This window comes from Corynebacterium sp. KPL1818 (assembly GCF_000478135.1).
In the GTDB taxonomy this organism is placed as follows: domain Bacteria; phylum Actinomycetota; class Actinomycetes; order Mycobacteriales; family Mycobacteriaceae; genus Corynebacterium; species Corynebacterium accolens.
Genome location: NZ_KI515760.1, coordinates 417,976 through 435,958, shown reverse-complemented (window position 1 = coordinate 435,958; position 17,983 = coordinate 417,976). Strand labels below are relative to the sequence as shown.

General features: G+C 58.5%; 11 protein-coding genes and 3 tRNA genes. 10 read left to right on the top strand and 4 right to left on the bottom strand.

The window, feature by feature from the left end; all coding sequences use genetic code 11:
• The first annotated feature begins 123 nt into the window (after nt 1–123).
• From HMPREF1261_RS11635 to HMPREF1261_RS11625, 3 genes are all read left to right on the top strand, one after another.
• Nucleotides 124–417 carry a hypothetical protein gene (locus HMPREF1261_RS11635; RefSeq protein WP_023031097.1) on the top strand — a complete coding sequence of 98 codons (294 nt, stop codon included), beginning with the start codon at nt 124–126 and terminating at the stop codon, nt 415–417.
• Nucleotides 418–651: 234 nt separating this feature from the next.
• Nucleotides 652–3,324: a YhgE/Pip domain-containing protein gene (locus HMPREF1261_RS11630; protein ID WP_023031096.1), complete on the top strand. Its 2,673-nt coding sequence runs from the start codon at nt 652–654 to the stop codon at nt 3,322–3,324.
• Nucleotides 3,321–5,510 (top strand): YhgE/Pip domain-containing protein, encoded by a 2,190-nt coding sequence (locus tag HMPREF1261_RS11625; protein WP_023031095.1) that lies wholly within the window; start codon nt 3,321–3,323, stop codon nt 5,508–5,510. Before HMPREF1261_RS11630 ends, HMPREF1261_RS11625 begins: the two co-directional genes overlap by 4 nt.
• Nucleotides 5,511–5,827: 317 nt before the next feature.
• On the opposite strand, the gene HMPREF1261_RS11620 is transcribed toward HMPREF1261_RS11625, so the two are convergent.
• The 4 genes from HMPREF1261_RS11620 to gltX all read right to left on the bottom strand — a co-directional run bounded on the left by HMPREF1261_RS11620 (nt 5,828) and on the right by gltX (nt 8,032).
• A tRNA-Glu gene (locus tag HMPREF1261_RS11620) sits at nt 5,828–5,900 on the bottom strand.
• 227 nt (nt 5,901–6,127) lie between these two features.
• Nucleotides 6,128–6,200: transfer RNA gene (locus HMPREF1261_RS11615), tRNA-Glu, on the bottom strand.
• A gap of 38 nt (nt 6,201–6,238) precedes the next feature.
• Nucleotides 6,239–6,310: transfer RNA gene (locus tag HMPREF1261_RS11610), tRNA-Gln, on the bottom strand.
• 228 nt (nt 6,311–6,538) lie between these two features.
• Entirely contained in the window at nt 6,539–8,032 is a 1,494-nt protein-coding gene (gltX, locus tag HMPREF1261_RS11605; RefSeq protein WP_084538557.1) for a glutamate--tRNA ligase, read from the bottom strand.
• Nucleotides 8,033–8,265: 233 nt separating this feature from the next.
• Between gltX and HMPREF1261_RS11600 the strand changes: the two genes are divergently transcribed.
• From HMPREF1261_RS11600 to HMPREF1261_RS11570, 7 genes are read left to right on the top strand one after another with little or no spacing between them, the layout of a single operon-like run.
• Nucleotides 8,266–10,743, top strand: coding sequence for a choice-of-anchor M domain-containing protein (locus HMPREF1261_RS11600; RefSeq protein ID WP_023031093.1), 2,478 nt, complete (start codon nt 8,266–8,268; stop codon nt 10,741–10,743).
• 57 nt (nt 10,744–10,800) lie between these two features.
• Nucleotides 10,801–12,387 carry a choice-of-anchor M domain-containing protein gene (locus HMPREF1261_RS11595; protein ID WP_023031092.1) on the top strand — a complete coding sequence of 529 codons (1,587 nt, stop codon included), beginning with the start codon at nt 10,801–10,803 and terminating at the stop codon, nt 12,385–12,387.
• Nucleotides 12,387–13,892, top strand: a complete 1,506-nt coding sequence (locus HMPREF1261_RS11590; protein WP_023031091.1) for an anchored repeat ABC transporter, substrate-binding protein — start codon at nt 12,387–12,389, stop codon at nt 13,890–13,892. Before HMPREF1261_RS11595 ends, HMPREF1261_RS11590 begins: the two co-directional genes overlap by 1 nt.
• The gene (locus HMPREF1261_RS11585; RefSeq protein WP_023031090.1) at nt 13,885–14,775 is read left to right on the top strand and encodes a choice-of-anchor M domain-containing protein; all 891 of its coding nucleotides are present in this window, start codon (nt 13,885–13,887) and stop codon (nt 14,773–14,775) included. The genes HMPREF1261_RS11590 and HMPREF1261_RS11585 overlap by 8 nt, the downstream gene beginning before the upstream one ends.
• Nucleotides 14,762–15,496, top strand: a complete 735-nt coding sequence (locus tag HMPREF1261_RS11580) for an anchored repeat-type ABC transporter ATP-binding subunit (protein ID WP_084538555.1) — start codon at nt 14,762–14,764, stop codon at nt 15,494–15,496. The genes HMPREF1261_RS11585 and HMPREF1261_RS11580 overlap by 14 nt, the downstream gene beginning before the upstream one ends.
• Nucleotides 15,493–16,413, top strand: coding sequence for an anchored repeat-type ABC transporter permease subunit (locus HMPREF1261_RS11575; protein ID WP_023031088.1), 921 nt, complete (start codon nt 15,493–15,495; stop codon nt 16,411–16,413). Before HMPREF1261_RS11580 ends, HMPREF1261_RS11575 begins: the two co-directional genes overlap by 4 nt.
• Nucleotides 16,410–17,957: a choice-of-anchor M domain-containing protein gene (locus HMPREF1261_RS11570; protein ID WP_023031087.1), complete on the top strand. Its 1,548-nt coding sequence runs from the start codon at nt 16,410–16,412 to the stop codon at nt 17,955–17,957. Before HMPREF1261_RS11575 ends, HMPREF1261_RS11570 begins: the two co-directional genes overlap by 4 nt.
• Nucleotides 17,958–17,983: the final 26 nt, after the last annotated feature.

Genomic DNA, 17,983 nt, shown 5'->3' with positions numbered 1-17,983 from the left:
ATTGAAGAAATATCGAAAATCTCCCGCACGCTATTGAAACCGAACTGAAAACATGATTTAATGAAAACAGAGTGAAAACGAGAAGGTCACTCCCCGACCAAGACACGGAAAGGATTCATGATTATGACTCACACAACCCACACTGAACACGAGCACGCCCACGGCGAAGGCTGCGGCCACGTTGCTTTCCCACACAAGGACCACACCGACTTCGTCCACGATGGCCACATCCACCGCGAGCACGAAGGCCACTGGGACGAATGCGAGACCAACGAGCACGTCGAGGCTGAGCCACACAGCGAGCACACCCACGGCGAAGGCTGCGGCCACGTTGCCGTCCCCCACGGCGACCACGTTGACTACATCCACGACGGCCACCGCCACGCCGCTCACGGCGATCACTACGACGAGCACTAAGCCTCGCCGCCAAGCGCCCCGCAGCGCCCGAGCGCCGCGATAATCCGCCACTTTGATGCACGGATTATCGCGGCGCTTTTCCATGCATTAGCCCAGCGTGAATTAACCTTTTATTAACCCTAGCCGCATTGGTGCGCGAGGCACGGGGGACTGGGAGGTAACCAAGCTATCAATTTCGCGGAATCTGCCTGCTTGACTATTAGTTAACACCGTTTCGGTGCTACGGTCTTTCGAGTGATTACTAGTTGGAAGCTTTTTCTCCAAGACTTCGTCCGCCTGTGGCGGACGCCACAAGTCTGGGTGATTCTCATCGGTTTGATGATTACCCCTGCCTTATATTCTTGGGTCAACGTCTCCGGTTTTTGGGATCCCTATGGCAATACCGAACACCTCAAGGTAGCCGTGGTGAATGAGGACAAGGGTGCCTCGTCAGATCTCACCGGCGATATTGACGTCGGCGGGCAGATGATGGAAAAGCTGCACAACAACGACAAACTCGGCTGGCAGTTTATGGACCGCGGCGAAGCCGAGCACGCGGCGAAATCCGGCGACGTTTTTGCCTCCATCATTGTCCCGGAGGATTTTTCCTCTGACTTTGTCAGTCTCTTCGAAGGCACATACTCTCAGCCCACCTTGGAGTATCAGGTCAATGAGAAGATCAATGCCATTGCCCCCAAGGTCACTGACTCCGGTTCTTCTACCCTCGAAACCACGATTAGCGCCACGTTTAATGAAAACGTCGCGAAATCAGTAGCTACCGAGCTGAGGAATTCCGGCGGCGATCTCAGCGATAAGATCAATAGCACCGCGGGCAATACCGCTAATTCCTTTTCAGAGACCGCCGATACCGTGGCCAATTCCCGCAATTCCCTCACGGATGTCACGGCTACTATCGACGATGCCCGCCCCACCATCGCGCAGGCGCGCAAGTCCCTAGGCTCCGTGCAGACCACGATCGATGACGCGCAGCAGGCCTTAAACCAGGTCACCGCCTTGACCGACGAGGTGCAAAAGGAAGTAACCTCCTTCGCTGACGATGCCACCGCCGCTTATATCCAAGGCACGACTGCGCTTGCCGATGGCACCGCGAACGCCAATGCCAATATCGGTTCTGTCACAGGGAAGTTAAACGGCGCCCTTAACCGCGTCGACGCCGCCACCGACGGCGCACAGGGCATTCTCGGTCAAGCCGATAAGGCCATCGACCAATTGGCCGGTGTCGCTGCCCTGCCGGCCCTTCCCCCAGAGGTATCCCAGCAGATCAACCAGTCGGTCTCTGAGCTGCGCGACCGCAATAACCAAAACCGCGCGGTGCTAGGCGAGCTCGATTCCCTCAATAGCGATACGAATGCCACCCTGGATTCGCTGAATAAGACCTCGGAATTGCTCAATTCCATGGCCGCCCAAGCGCGCGATGATTCCCATGGACTCCACGATGACGTGGCCAACGGCCTGCCTAAGCTCAATTCCGCGCTTTCTAATGTCTCCGCAACCGCCGGACGCCTATCCGCCTCGCTCAACAGCCAGAAGGCGCTGGTTGGGCAAACGGACGGGCTTCTCGGGGGCGTCGACGAGCAGCTGACCCACGCCCAAGAAGTGGTAAAGCGCTTCTCGGTCGACCTGGACCGCGTCGAGGAAGGCCTGCGTTCCGCGCGGACCGATGTCATTGCCTTGAGCAACACGGCCACTAATAACACCGTGCTGAAGTCCGTCAATGGCCTTGATACGGACCACGTATCTTCCTTCCTCTCCTCGCCCGCAGAGATGGAAAGCCACGCAGTCTTCCCCGTTACCCACTACGGCTCCGGCATGTCCTCGCTGTTTATCAACCTCACACTGTGGATCGGTGCCTTCATGCTCCTGATCATTTTCCGCGCCGAGGTTGACCCACAGGGCCGCCGGGATCTGACCATCAACAAGGCGTATTTCGCACGCTTCTTGCTCCTCGGCTTTTTCGCCATTGCCCAGGCGCTAATCGTGTCCATCGGTAACTTGGTCATTGGCGTGGAGCACGTCAGCGCCACCGCCTATGTCCTTACCTCCGTATTCATCAGCCTGTGCTACCTCAGCATTACCTATGGCTTGGTCTCGACATTTGGCCACGTGGGCCGCGGTATCGCGGTGGTCCTCGCCTTCATCCAAATTCCCGGCGCATCGGGCCTGTATCCCATCGAGATGACGCCGGACTTCTTCCGCGCCGTCCACCCCTTCTTGCCCTTTACCTACGGCATCGATGCCATGCGCGAGACCGTGGGCGGGTTCTACGGCACCCATTACATCCGCGATATCGCCGCGCTGACCGGCATGGCGGCTATCGCCTACCTCATGGGCACCTTCTTAAGGCGCGGGTTGTCCAACGTCACCATGCTGGTCAATGACGAGCTGGCCAAGGGCGGGCTCGTCATCAACGAGCAGGTCCACCTCATCGGCAGCCGCTACCGCTTCACTGATCTGTTGTATGCCTCCGCGGACCGCGAGGGGTACCAAAAGAGCTTGGATACCAAGTGGATGACCGCGCGGAAGAATTATTCTCAGTTGATGAAGCTGACCATTGCCATTGGCTTGGCCTTGGTTACTGTGCTCGTTATTTGCTCCCGGTTCATGCCGGATCAAAAGGCGATCATCTTCGGCATTGCCTGCCTCGTGGCGCTGATTGCGGTCGCGACCATTTGTTCGCTGGAATACATGAAGCAAAGCATCGCGCACGATAACCGCCTGGCAGATCTGAGCGATGAGGAAATCCAGCAGCACCTTGAGCATCAACGCCGAAACCCCAATCAGTATCGGTTAGAAGATGTGCAGTCGGATAAACACGCCGAAATATCTTCTACCCCACAATCGCAGGGCGATACTACAGATAAGCCCGCCGACGGCGGCGAAGAATCCGGAAAGGGAGATAAGTCATGAACAACATCCTGACCATTCTCCGCGATGACCTCAAGGCCATCCGTGGCAACGTAATGACCGCCGTCATCATTTTCGGCCTCGCCATTATCCCGCTGCTTTTTACCACCTTTAACGTGCTCGCCAGCTGGGACCCGTTTGCCAATACCAAACAGCTCAAAATCGCCGTCGCCAGTGAGGACGAGGGGCACCAAAGCGACCTAGCTTCGCTCAAACTCAACCTAGGCGATGAGGTCTTATCCCAGCTCAGCCGCAATGACGAGATCAACTGGGTCCTTACCAATAGCGACGATGCCATTGAGGGCACCAAGTCCGGCGAGTACTACGCCGGCATCGTCTTGCCCAAGGACTTTAGCGCCAACCTCCTTACCTTCTATGTGGAAGGCACCGAGCCGAGCAAGCTGAATCTCTACACCAACGAGAAGAAGAACGCGCTGTCGACCACGATTACCCAGCGCAGCGCTACCGGCGTGATCGAAAAGATCGACGAGTCCTTCACCCGCGTCGTATCCAATGTGGGCCTCGGCGTCATTTCCTCATTGGACCAGTACTTGGATGAGGGCGAAACCCAAGCCGCGCTCAATAACGTGCACCACCGCGTCAACACGGTGCAATCGCGCCTCGATGCGGCCTCAGGCACGGTAATGGCGCTAAGTAATCTGGTTGATTCCACCATTCCGCTGACCCGAGCCGCCAATAACATCCTGAATGAGGCGGGAAACCAGGCCTCCAGCACCGCGAATGACAACGGCGAGTCCCCCATCGACATCCTCAAATCCACGCTGGATGAGTCCACTGGTTCTTTGGACGCGTCCCTTGCCGCGACCACGCAGAGCTACGAGGCCCTATCCTTGCAGATTGAGGAATTGCTCAACAACGCCAGCGCCACCTCCGCGCAAACTGCCCAGACCTTCCGCACTGCCGCGGACCGCGTGGGACAGCAAACCGCTGCTTTCCAAGGTGTGAAGGACAGCATCCAAAAAGAAGCCGATAAGGTCAATCTTCCCGCCCCTGTGGCAGCGGGATATAAGGCCGTCATGGGGCAACTCGATGCCAGCATCGCCCAAAGCAATGCGCTGCACGATTCTTTGACCTCCACGGCCAATAACATCGACAACGGCGGAAAGTCCCAAGAGTCCAAGCAACAAACCCAAGCTGCGATTGCCAGCGCCAAGCAGGCCGTACAAAACGCCCGCAACTCCTATAACTCCAACCTCAAACCGCAGTTAGCAGCCTTGGGCGATAGCGTGGGCACGGTGGCCAACGATATCGATGCGGTCAAGCGCGATATCGCGGGCGTCCGCAATACCATCTCCAATGACAACGATGCCCTCGTCCGCGCCCGCGATATGACCGCCGGCCTATCCGGCACCCTGCAGCAGCAGGCGGCCCGCTTTGGTGAGCTCAGCCAAAAGATCGATGAGATCCGCGACGGCGGCGATCTCAGCCAGCTCGCCGATCTCATCGGCGATGATCCAGAGCTACTGGCCTCCCGCATCGCCTCACCGGTCAATGTGGACCGCCAGCCCATCTACGAGGTTGCCGCCTTCGGTGTTGGCATGACGCCGTTCTACCTCACGCTCTCACTGTGGGTCGGCGCCCTACTCGCCTGCGTGCTGGTACACACCAACGCCGAACGCAAGTACTTGAAGAAGAACGAAAACCTCGACAAGAAGGATCACTTCACCAGGAACCAAGTCTTCTTGGGCCGCTTCATCACCTTCGGGCTCATCGGCATCGCCCAATCCACCCTTGTGGTCCTCAGCCTGATTTTCTTCGTGGAGATCGAGCCCGAGCACCCATTCATGATGCTCTTTGCCTCGTGGATAATCACACTGGTGTTTATGTTGATAATCTATTCACTGGTTATCACATTCGATAGCGCGGGCAAGGCCCTCGCGGTGCTGCTCTTGGTTATCCAAGTCTCCGGTTCCGGCGGCGCCTATCCCCTGCCACTGCTTCCAGAATGGTTCCAAAATGTCAGCCCATGGCTGCCGGCCACCTATGGCATCGACGCATTCCGCAGCGCCATCGCCGGCATTTATGAGGCCGATATCCTCCGCGAGCTCGGCATGCTCCTTCTCTTCGCCATCCCGGCGCTTATCCTCGGCCTGTTCTTGCGCCCCGCCATGGATAACTATCACAAGCGCCTCCAGAAGGCGATTAAGAAGACGAAGGTCATGGCCTAGCCACACGCCTACACACAACGCCCAGTGCAGCCTGAGAGGCTCGCTGGGCGTTGTTTTTGCGGTGGCGGACCCATCCCCCTCCCTTGGCGCTCACAGGCAGCTGACCCCGCCCCAGTCCTCGCTGAGTTCGTGAGCGCGAAGGGCGGGCTGCGGCTAAAGCAGGCGCTTTCCGATGCCCCCACCTCGCCCATCGTGCTCTCCCCAAAGCGCGATGTTCAATGGGGCGCAGCGAGAGCCGTTTAAGCTCTCCTGGAGGCGCGAGAAGAAAACGGCAAAAGAAAAAGGCTGCGAGCGTTAAAGCTCGCAGCCAATATATGTACCCCGTACGGGATTTGAACCCGTGTTACCGGCGTGAGAGGCCGGCGTCCTAGGCCGCTAGACGAACGGGGCTCGTTCGCGCGTGGCAGGCAAATCAAAAGCTGTGCTGGCAATTAACTCGCTTGTTGCGGACTCGTTAAACAGTAAACGATGGGTAAACACAATACAAATCAGCAGATAGTGCGGGAATTCGCTCCGGTAAATCCCCCGGTTAAGAGCCGCTGAGTTCCCGATTAATCCGCGAGCGCACATACGAAAAATTCCTCCAACCGCAGTGGCTGGAGGAATTATTTTATTTGTACCCCGTACGGGATTCGAACCCGTGTTACCGGCGTGAGAGGCCGGCGTCCTAGGCCTCTAGACGAACGGGGCATAGAACTAGTGAGCCTGCTTTAAAAGCATTTTCACTGCTGGCCTACCAGGACTCGAACCTAGAATGGCGGTACCAGAAACCGCTGTGTTGCCAATTACACCATAGGCCATTTGCTCACTCGCTTGGAACCGCACCGTTACCGGCTGCGCTCCCTTGCTCGCTGCAACGTGTTATAACTATAATGATCGTTGCCCAATGCTCCAAATCGCCAGCACAACCGGCATTTTTAGGCGTTTTCTTAGAGATAAAATAAAGCGGCGGATGACATCTGTGTAAGTTCGATGTTCATCCGCCGCTTTAGTGGGCTTTCTCCGTCAGGCTTCGGACGGTTCCGGTATTACTCGGCGGCCGGAACGTACGGAGTTGCCTCGCGGGCAGCGCGTAGGCGCGCCAAGGTGGACTCCTTACCCAGAAGCTCCATGGACTCAAAGAGCGGCGGCGACACCTGAGCGCCGGAGATGGCTACACGCAGCGCGCCGTAGGCCTTGCGCGGCTTAAGCTCTAGATCCTCGATGAGCGCCTTGGACAGCGCTGCCTCGATAGCGTCGGTCTTCCACTCCTCTACCGCTTCAAGGGTGTCAATGCCCACCTCAAGCGGCTGGACGGCGTCCTCCTTCAGGTTCTTCTTGGCCGCCTTTTCATCCAGGGTGAGCTCAGCATCGGGGGTGATAAGGAAGCTGAGTAACCCGTAGGCATCGGCAAGTGTCTTAATGCGCGTTTGCACCAGGTCCGCGGCGAAGGCGAATTTCTCGCCGTCATAATCGGCCGGGAAGTCGGTGTATTCCGTTAGGTAGTTGCGCAGACGGAAGGCAAATTCCTCGGGTTCGAGCAGGCGAATGTGATCGGCGTTGATCGCCTCGAGCTTCTTCTGATCAAAGCGCGCAGGGTTGCCCAGAACATCATTGACATCGAAGTTCTCAATTAGCTCGTCCATGCTGAAGATGTCCTGATCCGCAGACAAAGACCAGCCCAACAGCGACAGGTAGTTGAGCATGCCCTCTGGGATGATGCCGTTATCGCGGTGGTTGAAGAGGTTGGACTGTGGGTCGCGCTTGGACAGCTTTTTCTTCCCCTCGCCCATCACGAAGGGAAGGTGTCCAAACTCTGGGGTAAATTCCGCGATGCCAATTTCCTTCAGCACCTCATACATGGCCAGCTGGCGCGGGGTGGACGAGAGCAGGTCCTCACCGCGTAGCACGTGGGTAATCCGCATCAGCGCGTCATCCACTGGGTTGACCAGGGTGTAGAGCGGGGCGCCGTTGGAGCGCGCCACCACATAGTCAGGCTGCGTTTCGGACTTGAAGGACATCTCACCACGTACAAGGTCGGTCCAGGACCAATCCTTGTCCGGCATGCGCAGGCGCCAGACGGGCTTGCGGCCTTCCGCCTCAAAGGCGTCAATCTGTTCCCGAGTAAGGTCACGGTCGTAGTTGTCGTACCCCAGCTTCGGGTCACGGCCTGCAGCCCGGTGGCGCTCTTCTACCTCTTCGGCGGTGGAATATGCGGGGTAGACATGGCCGGCATCGATAAGCTTGTTCAGGACATCCTTGTAAATGTCCATGCGCTGAGACTGCCGGTACGGTTCATGCGGGCCGCCTACATTGACGCCCTCGTCCCAGCCCAATCCGAGCCAGGTCAAGGAATCAATGATGGCCTGGTAGGACTCTTCCGAGTCGCGGGCAGCATCAGTATCTTCGATTCGGAAAATCAACTTTCCGCCGGTGTGGCGGGCATAGGCCCAGTTGAACAGGGCCGTACGCACCATGCCAACGTGCGGGGTGCCAGTGGGAGAAGGGCAAAATCTAACGCGAACTTCAGTCATGGCCACCATCGTAGTGGAGCCGGGGGACACAGTCCGCACCAGCCCAAACCAGCACCTCACTCACATACCTAAAAGTGTGCACCCGCCAACACAAATACACACAAACGGGGGTAGACGATAACGGTATTCATTATAAACCCACAGGTAAACGGGAACCGGTTTCAGTTGATTATCCAGTAATAGGAATCATTTTCTATAGTTTCGGAGTGAACTACTGACAACTGCAGAAAGGTAACGCGCTGGTGGCTTCTCCTCGTATCCGCTTCATGGCCGCGCTCAGCACGATCGCGCTGATTACCCCGGCTACCGCCTACGCCGGTCCAGACGATGGCAAAAAAATCGCGGCCCAAACCCACGTCGACTCCCCCAAGAGCTTTTGGGAAAACGACAACTTCCTGCTGAAATCCGAATTTTCCGGTCAAACCCCGCTTATCGATGACACCGTTGCCTGGGTAGGCAAAGGCTATACCCGCGAAGATGAGGACGGTAAGCGCCACCAGAACTTTATGTATTCCCTGCCGCAAAACGGTACGCAGGACTACATCGGCGACCCAGGCACCCCGTACTACACTGCCCCGTGGCAAGCCTCCGCTAACCAACAGCCCATCTGGATCGGATTCGGTTCAAAGGGGCTTCCCGTGGAAAGTTTCCGCAACAACATCGCCTTCCTCGATCTTTTAAGCGTGGATGGCCCAGGGGACGTGGAGCTTTTTACCAATAAGGACGATAAAGACGGCACCGATCTCAATCGCATGCTGGGTTCGTTCGAGGACTCACCACACTCTGCATTTCTCGAACGTGGTAGCCACACTCACAACTACACGCTCTTTACCAAGCCCGGCCGTTATCGCTTGACCTTTCGCACCACCGCGCGCACGGCGGATGGGCAACTCGTGGCCAGTGAACCGCAGACCACCAGCTACCAAGTGGGTGGTCAAAAGCCAAAGGATGAAAAGACTCCGAGCCTCAAGGAACGTTTCGATAAATCCTCCTCCGGTGATGCCGCCGCTGCTGGCTACAGCCTGAGCATGGACAAAAAGCAGAACCTGGAAAAGGACGGTGACGATAAGCTCACCACCATTTCCTTTGATGCAAAGAATAAGGCATCCGGTACGCTTACGCTGCTTATCGATGGCTACTTCCTCACCGATCTGCCCGTCACCGATGGCCACGCCGAGTGGGATGAGTACATGGGCCCAGAATCGTCCAATATCCAGGCCGTCTTTACCCCAGAAGACGATGCACCGCGCTGGATTTCGCAGCAGGTGAAATTTACCCCCGGCTCTCCCGCCCACACCGATTCTTCCACTACCGAAGAGAAGTGGGAAGAAACCGAGAATCCGCGCCAGCTGGCTCCTACCGAAGAGGTAACGCTGCAAGAAACCGGCTATACGGTGCGGATGCGCAAACAGGGTGAAGAAGGAACCAAAATTATCATCGACATGGATGATAAAAACTTCAGCGGCGTGATGACTGGTGGTCTCTACAAAAACAAGAACGACGAGAAATCCTCTACTTCGGTGGAAGCAGCGATTACCAAGGGCCACGGAGAAGCCACTTTTACCTTCGGTAGGTACTCTGAAAACTACACTGCCAAAGTCAACGTCTTCCCGCACTCAACTGTCAAGGCCGGTCACGGAAGCACGGTGCTGACCGAGTCCTACAAATTCGATGAAAACTACGAAGTAAAAGACGAGCTTTCTACCAGCGCGGACGGGAACACCGCTACTCCAGGCGAAAAGCCTGGGGCCGGCGATTCATCCGCACCCAGCGATTCACCCGCGCCCGGTGATACGCCGGCACCATCTCAACCGCCACAGGACGAGGAAGCTCAGCGCTGCAGCGAAAAGCAGGTACTTGACCGTGGGCACGTCGATATCAAGGCACTGCCTACAGACGATGGTTTCCGTACCGTCCTTCGTGATGACACAGGACAAATTGATAAGAACTCGGTAGACCGCTCGCTAGATGACGTAGTGCTTGGCGTGCACAATAACGCGCTTACTCCTCGCGGCATGCAGCTGGGTGATAAGAAATTCGATTTCCTTGGCAATATCGGTGACCGTTTTTACCACCTGCCACAAACGCAGAACCAAGCCATCATCTGGCCGGGGTATAACACCGAAAAATTGGATTACTCCAAGATGAAAGATGGCACGGTCAATTTGAACCTCAAGCCCACGCACACACCAGAGGGCGCTGAGTGGGGCGCATATATCGATAAGGCCAGGGGTGTCGGATATGACGTCCTTGCCAATTCCGCCGAAGACGACCACACGATCGAGACCACTTTCGCATCGCATAGGCATACCCATTGGGCTTTTACCAAGCCAGGAATCTACACGTTCGAGGCAACCTATACGGCAAGTACCACCGATGGCAAAGAACTTGCATCCGAGCCACAGACGTTGACCTTTGCCATTGGTGATGACGCGGTGAAGTCTTGTTCTACGCATGCGCCTTCCGATGCCCCATCGGAAAAGCCGTCCGAGAAGCCGTCCGACAAGCCTTCGGACTCGGCCAAGCCCTCGAAACCGTCTAAGCCTTCCAAGCCCTCGAAGCCGTCCGAGCCATCTAAGCCGTCAGCTCCTGCGGGCAACTCGTTTAATCCTTGGGCCCTGGTCTTGCCTGCGGTCCTTGGCATCACCTTCAAGGCCTTCTACAACTTCTTCCGCGACAACCAAGATCTCATTCGTGAGCGCTTTGGCTGGCGCATCTAATAACTAATCCGCAGCTAATGGGAACCCCAGCCCAGGCGATTTAAAGGAATATCAACCATGGATACCAACACCACTTCGCGCACCAGAGCCCACAGGCCTGGCAGCCGCATCATCGCGGCGGTGATTACCGCCCTTATCGCGTTTTTCGTTCCGGCCACACCAGCGTTGGCCTTCGAGGACGTCTTTGACTCCGGACATATCGATGCGTTCTACGTCACCGCGCCGGATGGCCAGCTGCACCTATCCATGCAGGAAGATGTCACCGGTTCACACGTCCAGCGCCCCGGCGATGACGTGCTGCTCCAGGTTGTGGAATCGGCATGGTCCGATGCCACAGAGGCCGTTCCCGAGATCGGAGAACCGACCTACTTCCTGCCCCAGACCCAGGACCCGAATATCATCTGGCCAGGCTGGGATACGCAGCCGGCACGCGATGGCGGATTCACCAACATTGACTTCGAGTTCACCAATATCTCCGGGCCGGGCTCGGTCTATGTCTTTGAAACCACTGGGTTTGGCAACGTCGGTGCCGTGACCAATTCCGGTTCGATGGAGCTGACCAGCGGCGAGGTTATTAACCAGCCGAGTCCTGCACACCGCCACGTTAACTGGGCCTTTAGTGAGGCCGGTACCTATGAGATGACCGTTCAGGCCTCCTCCAATGGCCAAACCAGTAACGCGGTGACCTATACCTGGCAGGTGGGCGAAGGCGGAGAGGCAGTCTCCGGTCACCGTTCTGCGGGCGGTTCTGGCGATGCAGATAACTCCGGCAATAACGCTGGACACAGCAATTCCGAGGGTGGCCAAGGCGGCAACGCTGCAAGCGGCGGACAGTCCACGGACCCAGAGTGCCGTCCGGGTATTATCCCGAAGATTAAAGACGATACGGTCTCGCCACCGCAGTGGCGCGATGCCGATGGCGCGACTTTCTACCTCTCCGATAATTCCGGCGTCGAGCTGCCAGAAGATGTTGGACCCGTTTCGGCCGGCCAGGCGTGGATGATCGGTTCTACGCAGGTCGATGGCGTGCCGTGGCTTGGTGCGAATACCCAGAGCCCCTCCATGCGCGAGCACATTCCGGGCGACGTTACCTGGGAACTCGTAGACATGAAGGGCCCTGGTGCCATGATGGTCTACAGCCAGGGTGGCCTGGGCAAGATCGTCGGCGATGAATGGTTCCGCGGTGCCAACGGCGCCGTTGAAGGCAGCTACAATATCGCGCCCAATACCCACGTGCACCCTAACTGGGTCTTCGAAAAGCAGGGCACCTACGACGTCACCATTCGCCAGGTGGCGCAAACCTCCGCCGGCAAGCAGGTGGCAGGCCAAGCAACGCTGCACTTTGTCGTCGGCGGTGGCAGGCCAGAGGGCTCCTTCGATAATGGCCACTTTGACCTGGGTGCGGAAGTGAACCCGGATGGCGGTGACTGTGGTGTTGGCGCCGCAGCCGGCGCGGGCTCTAATGGCTCCGGCGCTGGCCAGGAAGCCGGTTCCGGTGCGAACGCATCCGGTAAGGGCGGCAACGCGGCTCTTGCCAATACTGGGACCCCCACCATGCCGCTTGGAATCGGTGTGCTCGGCCTGGGCATGCTGTTCCTTGGCCTGGGTATTGCACGCCTAGCTGTGGCGAGGGCAAAGAATTAATGCCAGTGTCCCACTACCGTTTCGTACCGCGCGGGCTGCAGGCCGTCGGGGCGCTCTTTAGCGTCTCCCTCCTTGCGGCAGGCTGCACGACATCGGCAGCGGTGGATACCTCGGATCGCTTCAGCGTGGTGGCCACGACGCCCATTTTGGCGGATATGGCACGCCACGTCGCAGGCGAGGATGCTTCGGTCACCGGCCTTATCCCAAGCGGAAAGGACCCGCACACCTTTGAGCCGACGCTGCGCACGGTGCGCAACGTGGCCAATGCGGATCTTGCCTTGAGCAATGGATACCTCTTGGAACCGCAATCCCTGATAGATACCTTGCACGAGTCCACGGATGCGCCCGTGGTAGAGGTCGCTGACTCGGCCTCCACCCGCGGTGCGACCCTCGTACCGCTGGTTGAAGATGTCTCCCTGGATGCCATCTGGTTGGGCCTGCGCATTAGCGGTGCCGAACAGCGCAACTCCGGCGTGGATTTCCGCATGGTCTCTGCCGAAGGGCCAGGCGATGTCGCAGCCTACGTGGTCTCCACCTTCGGCACGCCGGAGGTGCTATTTAATAGCGCCGATGGCATCGACGCCGGCGATGACGCGGTCACCCTCCCGGCCAATGCTCACACGCACGTCTCGTGGGGTTTTTCGGAGCCGGGCATCTATAAGCTGGGCTTTCAGGCAGATGGCACAGAGGTAGAGCACCTCACCGTCGCGGTGGGCGTGAACCCGCCGGCAGATATGGATGTCATTGATTCCGGCCACGTGGATATTGCCGCTGATGTGGCTAAGGGATCTATTGATCTACGCGATCAAGACCAGCATTTTGATCCCGCGCTTACCGCGGTAGCGGTCCCCTCCTCGGTTTTGCAGCCCATTCCGCCGGACCCCGCCTATCGCTTCTTGGGCACGCCCGGTGCGGATACGTACCTGCTCCCCCAGGCTGTATTGGGCAAACATATCCACGGCGAGGTGGATCCGCACCTGTGGCACAACGTGGACAATGCCATTGCCTATGTCGATGTCATCGCTGAAGAAATGGCGAATGCGGATCCGTCTCACGGCGCCGATTACCGCGCCCGTGCCGAGTCTTATATCGCGGAACTGCGCGAGCTTGACGGGTACGTAGACCGCGCAATCTCTTCCATACCGCAGAGCAACCGGCACTTGGTCACCACCCACCACGGCTATGCCTACTTAGAGCAAGGCTATGGCCTGTCGGTGGCTGGGTTCGTGACGCCCAATCCCGCCATTGAGCCTTCGCCACGGGAGGTCATTGCCCTGCGCCGGACGCTGGAGAACCTGCACCTTCCCGCGGTCTTTGTGGAGCCGGTGGAACAAGCCAGCGCCAGCACGCTGAAAGAGGCCGCCACGCAGCAAAACGTGGAGCTGTGCCCCATTTACGGCGACACGCTTGATGATGCCGTGCCTACTTATATCGATCTCATGAAATTCAATGCTGACTCGCTGCAGCGTTGCCTACATCCTTCGAATGGAGATAACCATGCTTAACCTTGCCTCTCGTACCGTTACCCGCGCGGCCACTCGCACGGCAGCCTGCATCGTCACTGCCGGCTTGGCCGTATCCGCAACGCCCGCTTGGGCCGGCGACCTCGCGCAGGTGGTCGGCGCGGATGAGACCGTTGCACCCGAGGGCGAAGAAAAGGTCATCGATGCGGGCCACGTTGATATCGGCACGCTGCTCAATGGCTCTGATGCCGAGCTATTGGCCCGCGATGATGCGGGCGATTCCCCAGTGTGGCGCCACCTTGATGACCTGGTGTTCTCGGTGGGCGATGCGGCCCAGCAAACGCTGCCGGATACCGATGATTTCAGCTTCGTCGGCGCCCAATCCGGCGAGGATGTCTGGGTTGTCCCGCAAACTGAGCAGGTCGGCGTTCCGTGGCTGGGGTGGAATACCCAGGCACCTTCGCTTGTCGATAACGCCGATCGCGGCGTCACCATGGAATTCCTCGGCCACTCCGGACCAGGAGATTTTTCTCTCTTTTTGCAAAACGGCGGCTTTGAAGCACCCCAGCTGCTGTGGTCTACGGCAGAAAAAGGCGAGTCTGAATTCTGGGTAGACCTCAATACGCACACCCACGCCAACTGGACTTTTACGGAGCCGGGCACCCACCAGGTGGGCATCCGGATCAAGGGCGAGACCACAGACGGCGAGGAGTTTAGTACCGACGGCGTGCTGACCTTCGCCGTAGGCGATGGCGCAGACATCCAGGCCGCCCAGGATGCGGAGTGGAACCCAGCAGACGCCACAACCGAGGATTCTTCCCTGCCGGTATGGGTTTATGTTTTGGTCGGCGGCGGAATCATCGTGCTGATCGCCGGTGTTGCCGTGCTCGCGAAATCCCGCAAGCGAGGCGATGGCCATGTCTAAGCCGTGCATTCAGGTATGCGGATTGCAGGTAGCGCTATCTGGCCGCACCGTGATTGAGGACGCCAACCTCGAGGTAGGTACCGGTGAATTCATTGGGCTTCTAGGCCCCAACGGTGCAGGTAAGACCACGCTTATGCGCTCTGTTTTGGGCCTTATCCCCTCCTCCGGCACGTGTACCGTCACCGGCTCTGTGGGCTATGTTCCCCAGCGCCACGAGGTGGAATGGGGCTTTCCCATCAACGTGTACCGCACCGTGCTCAGCGGGCGTACCGGGCTCATCGGGTGGTTCAAGCGCCCGAGGAAAAAGGATCACGCCGCCGCTGCGGAGGCGCTGCGCTTGGTGCATATGGAGGAATTTGCCTCTCGGCCCATCGAGGAGCTTTCCGGCGGCCAGCGCCAGCGCGTACTGATCGCCCGCGCCCTCGCCATCCAGCCACAGGTCTTGCTACTCGATGAACCTTTCACCGGGCTCGACGCCCCGAATACCGAGGCCCTTTTAGAGCTTTTCGCCGAGCTTGCGGAGCAGGGAAAATCCATCGTGATGTCTACCCATAACCTGTCTGAGGCGGCGCACACGTGCAAGCGGCTGGTGCTATTTAATCGCACGGTCATTGCAGACGGTCCCGCCGAGGAGCTTTTGGCCGACAAGGATCCGTGGACCCGCGCATTTGGCGTCAGTGCCTCGTCCCCGTTGCTCGCTGCGATTGGAGTCGCTGCATGATTGATATCTCGTTTATCGATTTCCTGCGGGATTTAACCAATCCCCACCTCGATTTCCTCGCCCGGGCGGTGGGCATTTCGCTCATCGCCGCCATCGTGTGTGGAGTCATCGGTTGTTATGTGGTGCTGCGTGGCATGGCCTTTATTGGCGATGCCGTCTCGCACGCCGTGTTCCCGGGCCTGGCCATCGCCTTTGCGCTGCAGGCCTCAGTCCTCTTGGGCGGGGCGGTTGCCGGCGCGGTCGTCGCGGTGCTCATCGCCGCGTTTTCGCAACGCAACCACGTGCGCGCTGATTCCATCATCGGCATCTTTTTCGCCGCCGCCTTTGCCTTGGGCATGGTAATCATCTCGCGCACGGATGGCTATAGCGCCTCGCTGACCAGCTTCCTTTTCGGATCGCTCACCGGCGTTTCGCGCACAGATATTACCGTCGCCGCGAGCGTTTGCCTCGTGGTCCTAGCCGTGGTCGTGGCCTTTGGCCCGCAGCTCAATGCCACCTGCTTGGACCGAGAGACCGCCCGCGCCATGGGCCTGCCGGTCTTTGCCCTGGATATCATTCTTTATCTGTGCGTGACCGCCGCGGTGGTCATTTCCGTAAGCACCATTGGCAATATCTTGGTCCTCGCCCTGCTGATTACCCCGGCCGCCACGGCGCGCCTGCTGACGGCCAACCTCACCACGATGATGTTCCTCTCGGCCATCATCGGTGCCGTCTGCAGCTTCTTCGGCATCTATTTGGCGTGGGCCATCGATCTTCCCGCGGGCGCAACCATCGTGTTAACGCTCACGGTCCTCTTCCTCATTGTCTGGGCCCTGCATCCCTTCCTGCGCTCTCGCCGCAAACCGGGCCACTCTTCTCCTCGCGTGCCAGCTAACGCTTCCGAGAACACCCCACGAAAGGAAACCATCGAATCATGAAACCCTTGTGCCGTACCGCTCTTGCCCTAGGCACCGCCGGATTCCTCAGCGTGGGAACCCTCACCGGAGTGGGTCTACCCTCTTCCGTTATGGCCACCGCGCATGCCGCAGAGACCTGCAGCGCCGAGGACTTTATCCGCATCACCGAAGGCCACCAAGACATGGCGCTAAAGGATGAAGGCGGGGATATCAGCTTTGTGGTCAAGGACGATCACAAACGCAAGGAATACCAGTCCGAAGAATTCGCGGTAGAGGTAGCGGAGAAGAACAAGCAGCGTATTTCTGATCTCAAGATCCCTTCCCTGCCCGACGAGGGATGGGTACTCCCGCAAACCCAGATTGAGGATGTTCCATGGTTGGGCTTTAATACCCAGGAACTCTCGGAGGAATACCTCGGCTCGAAGCAGACCGCGACCTTAAGCATGGCCATCGCGTCTGGTCCCGAGGATGGGCGCATTGTGGCCTTCCAGAATGAGGGCATCGGCGATCTCAAAGTCCGTATGGACACCGAGGACGGCACCGCTTGGGACTATCCGGGCAGGTCCCACTCCCACCCTGCCTTCGCTTTTACCAAGCCGGGCACCTACGCCGTGAGCTTTACTTTTGAGCTTCCCGATGGCTCCCGCCACCACCTGCACGCCGGATTCCTCGTGGGCGATGACGCGGATGCAGCAGAGCTGTGCGGCGTGGACTACGACGAGTCCGATGATGCCGAAGGAAGCGTCCCTTCGGGCGGAACCTCCCTCCCAGATCAGCTGGCCAAGGACATCAAGGGAGTAGATAAGGCCATCGCGGGCCTGGATAAGGAGCTGGAAAATACCCTGAAGGAAGGCCAAAAATTCCTCGAGGGCGATAAGAAGAAGGACAAAGACGCCAAGGATAAATCTGGCGATAAGCCGTCTAAGCAGGGCCAGTCCGGTGGCTCCGGCGGATCCGGTGGCTCTGGTAAGAAGGCTGCCGAGAAAAACTCTGGTTCGAAGCAGGGGTCCAACCAAGGCTCCAAGTCTGGGTCGAACTCCGGATCCCACAAGGGCTCGGCCCACGGTTCTGGGGCCGGCTCTGGTGCTGCATCGCGCAACTCGGGTGGGGGCTCGTCGAAGGGGGCATCGTCAAGCAGCGGCTCTCGCTCCGGTTCTAAGGCCTCGCAATCCAAGTCTGGCGGAAATTCTGGCCAGAAATCCGCGGGCAAGTCCACCCCGCAGTCCAAGAGCAGCAAGTCTAAGGACAGCAAATCCAAGGGCACTAAGTCCGAGAACCGGAGTACGGCGCCAGCGCCCAACGCGTCCGCGGGCGGCAAGGGCCAGAACAATGAGGCGCTTGCCGATGCCGCCTACACCGCCTCGCTGACCAAGAGCAGCTTCTGGGCGGGCATCTTGGCAGGGCTCGGCGCATTCGCGCTCGTGCTCGGAATTGGCCTTTTGATCTATGTCCAATTCTTCCGCAAGAAGGGCGCCGGCTCGCAGGCTGCACAGCCCGAGCAGCCAGAACAATCTGTGCCACCGCAGGCCGATGATGCCACGACGCAGATTCCGCGCGTTCGCTAATCCTGCCAGTACGTGCGCTGAGCCCG

Bases quoted from the DNA above. Each gene is read 5' to 3' on its own strand.
- HMPREF1261_RS11635 (WP_023031097.1), top strand. From the start codon at position 124: ATGACTCACACAACCCACACTGAACACGAGCACGCCCACGGCGAAGGC.
- HMPREF1261_RS11625 (WP_023031095.1), top strand. From the start codon at position 3,321: ATGAACAACATCCTGACCATTCTCCGCGATGACCTCAAGGCCATCCGT.
- gltX (WP_084538557.1), bottom strand. From the start codon at position 8,032: ATGGTGGCCATGACTGAAGTTCGCGTTAGATTTTGCCCTTCTCCCACT.
- HMPREF1261_RS11595 (WP_023031092.1), top strand. From the start codon at position 10,801: ATGGATACCAACACCACTTCGCGCACCAGAGCCCACAGGCCTGGCAGC.
- HMPREF1261_RS11590 (WP_023031091.1), top strand. From the start codon at position 12,387: ATGCCAGTGTCCCACTACCGTTTCGTACCGCGCGGGCTGCAGGCCGTC.
- HMPREF1261_RS11585 (WP_023031090.1), top strand. From the start codon at position 13,885: ATGCTTAACCTTGCCTCTCGTACCGTTACCCGCGCGGCCACTCGCACG.
- HMPREF1261_RS11580 (WP_084538555.1), top strand. From the start codon at position 14,762: ATGGCCATGTCTAAGCCGTGCATTCAGGTATGCGGATTGCAGGTAGCG.
- HMPREF1261_RS11575 (WP_023031088.1), top strand. From the start codon at position 15,493: ATGATTGATATCTCGTTTATCGATTTCCTGCGGGATTTAACCAATCCC.
- HMPREF1261_RS11570 (WP_023031087.1), top strand. From the start codon at position 16,410: ATGAAACCCTTGTGCCGTACCGCTCTTGCCCTAGGCACCGCCGGATTC.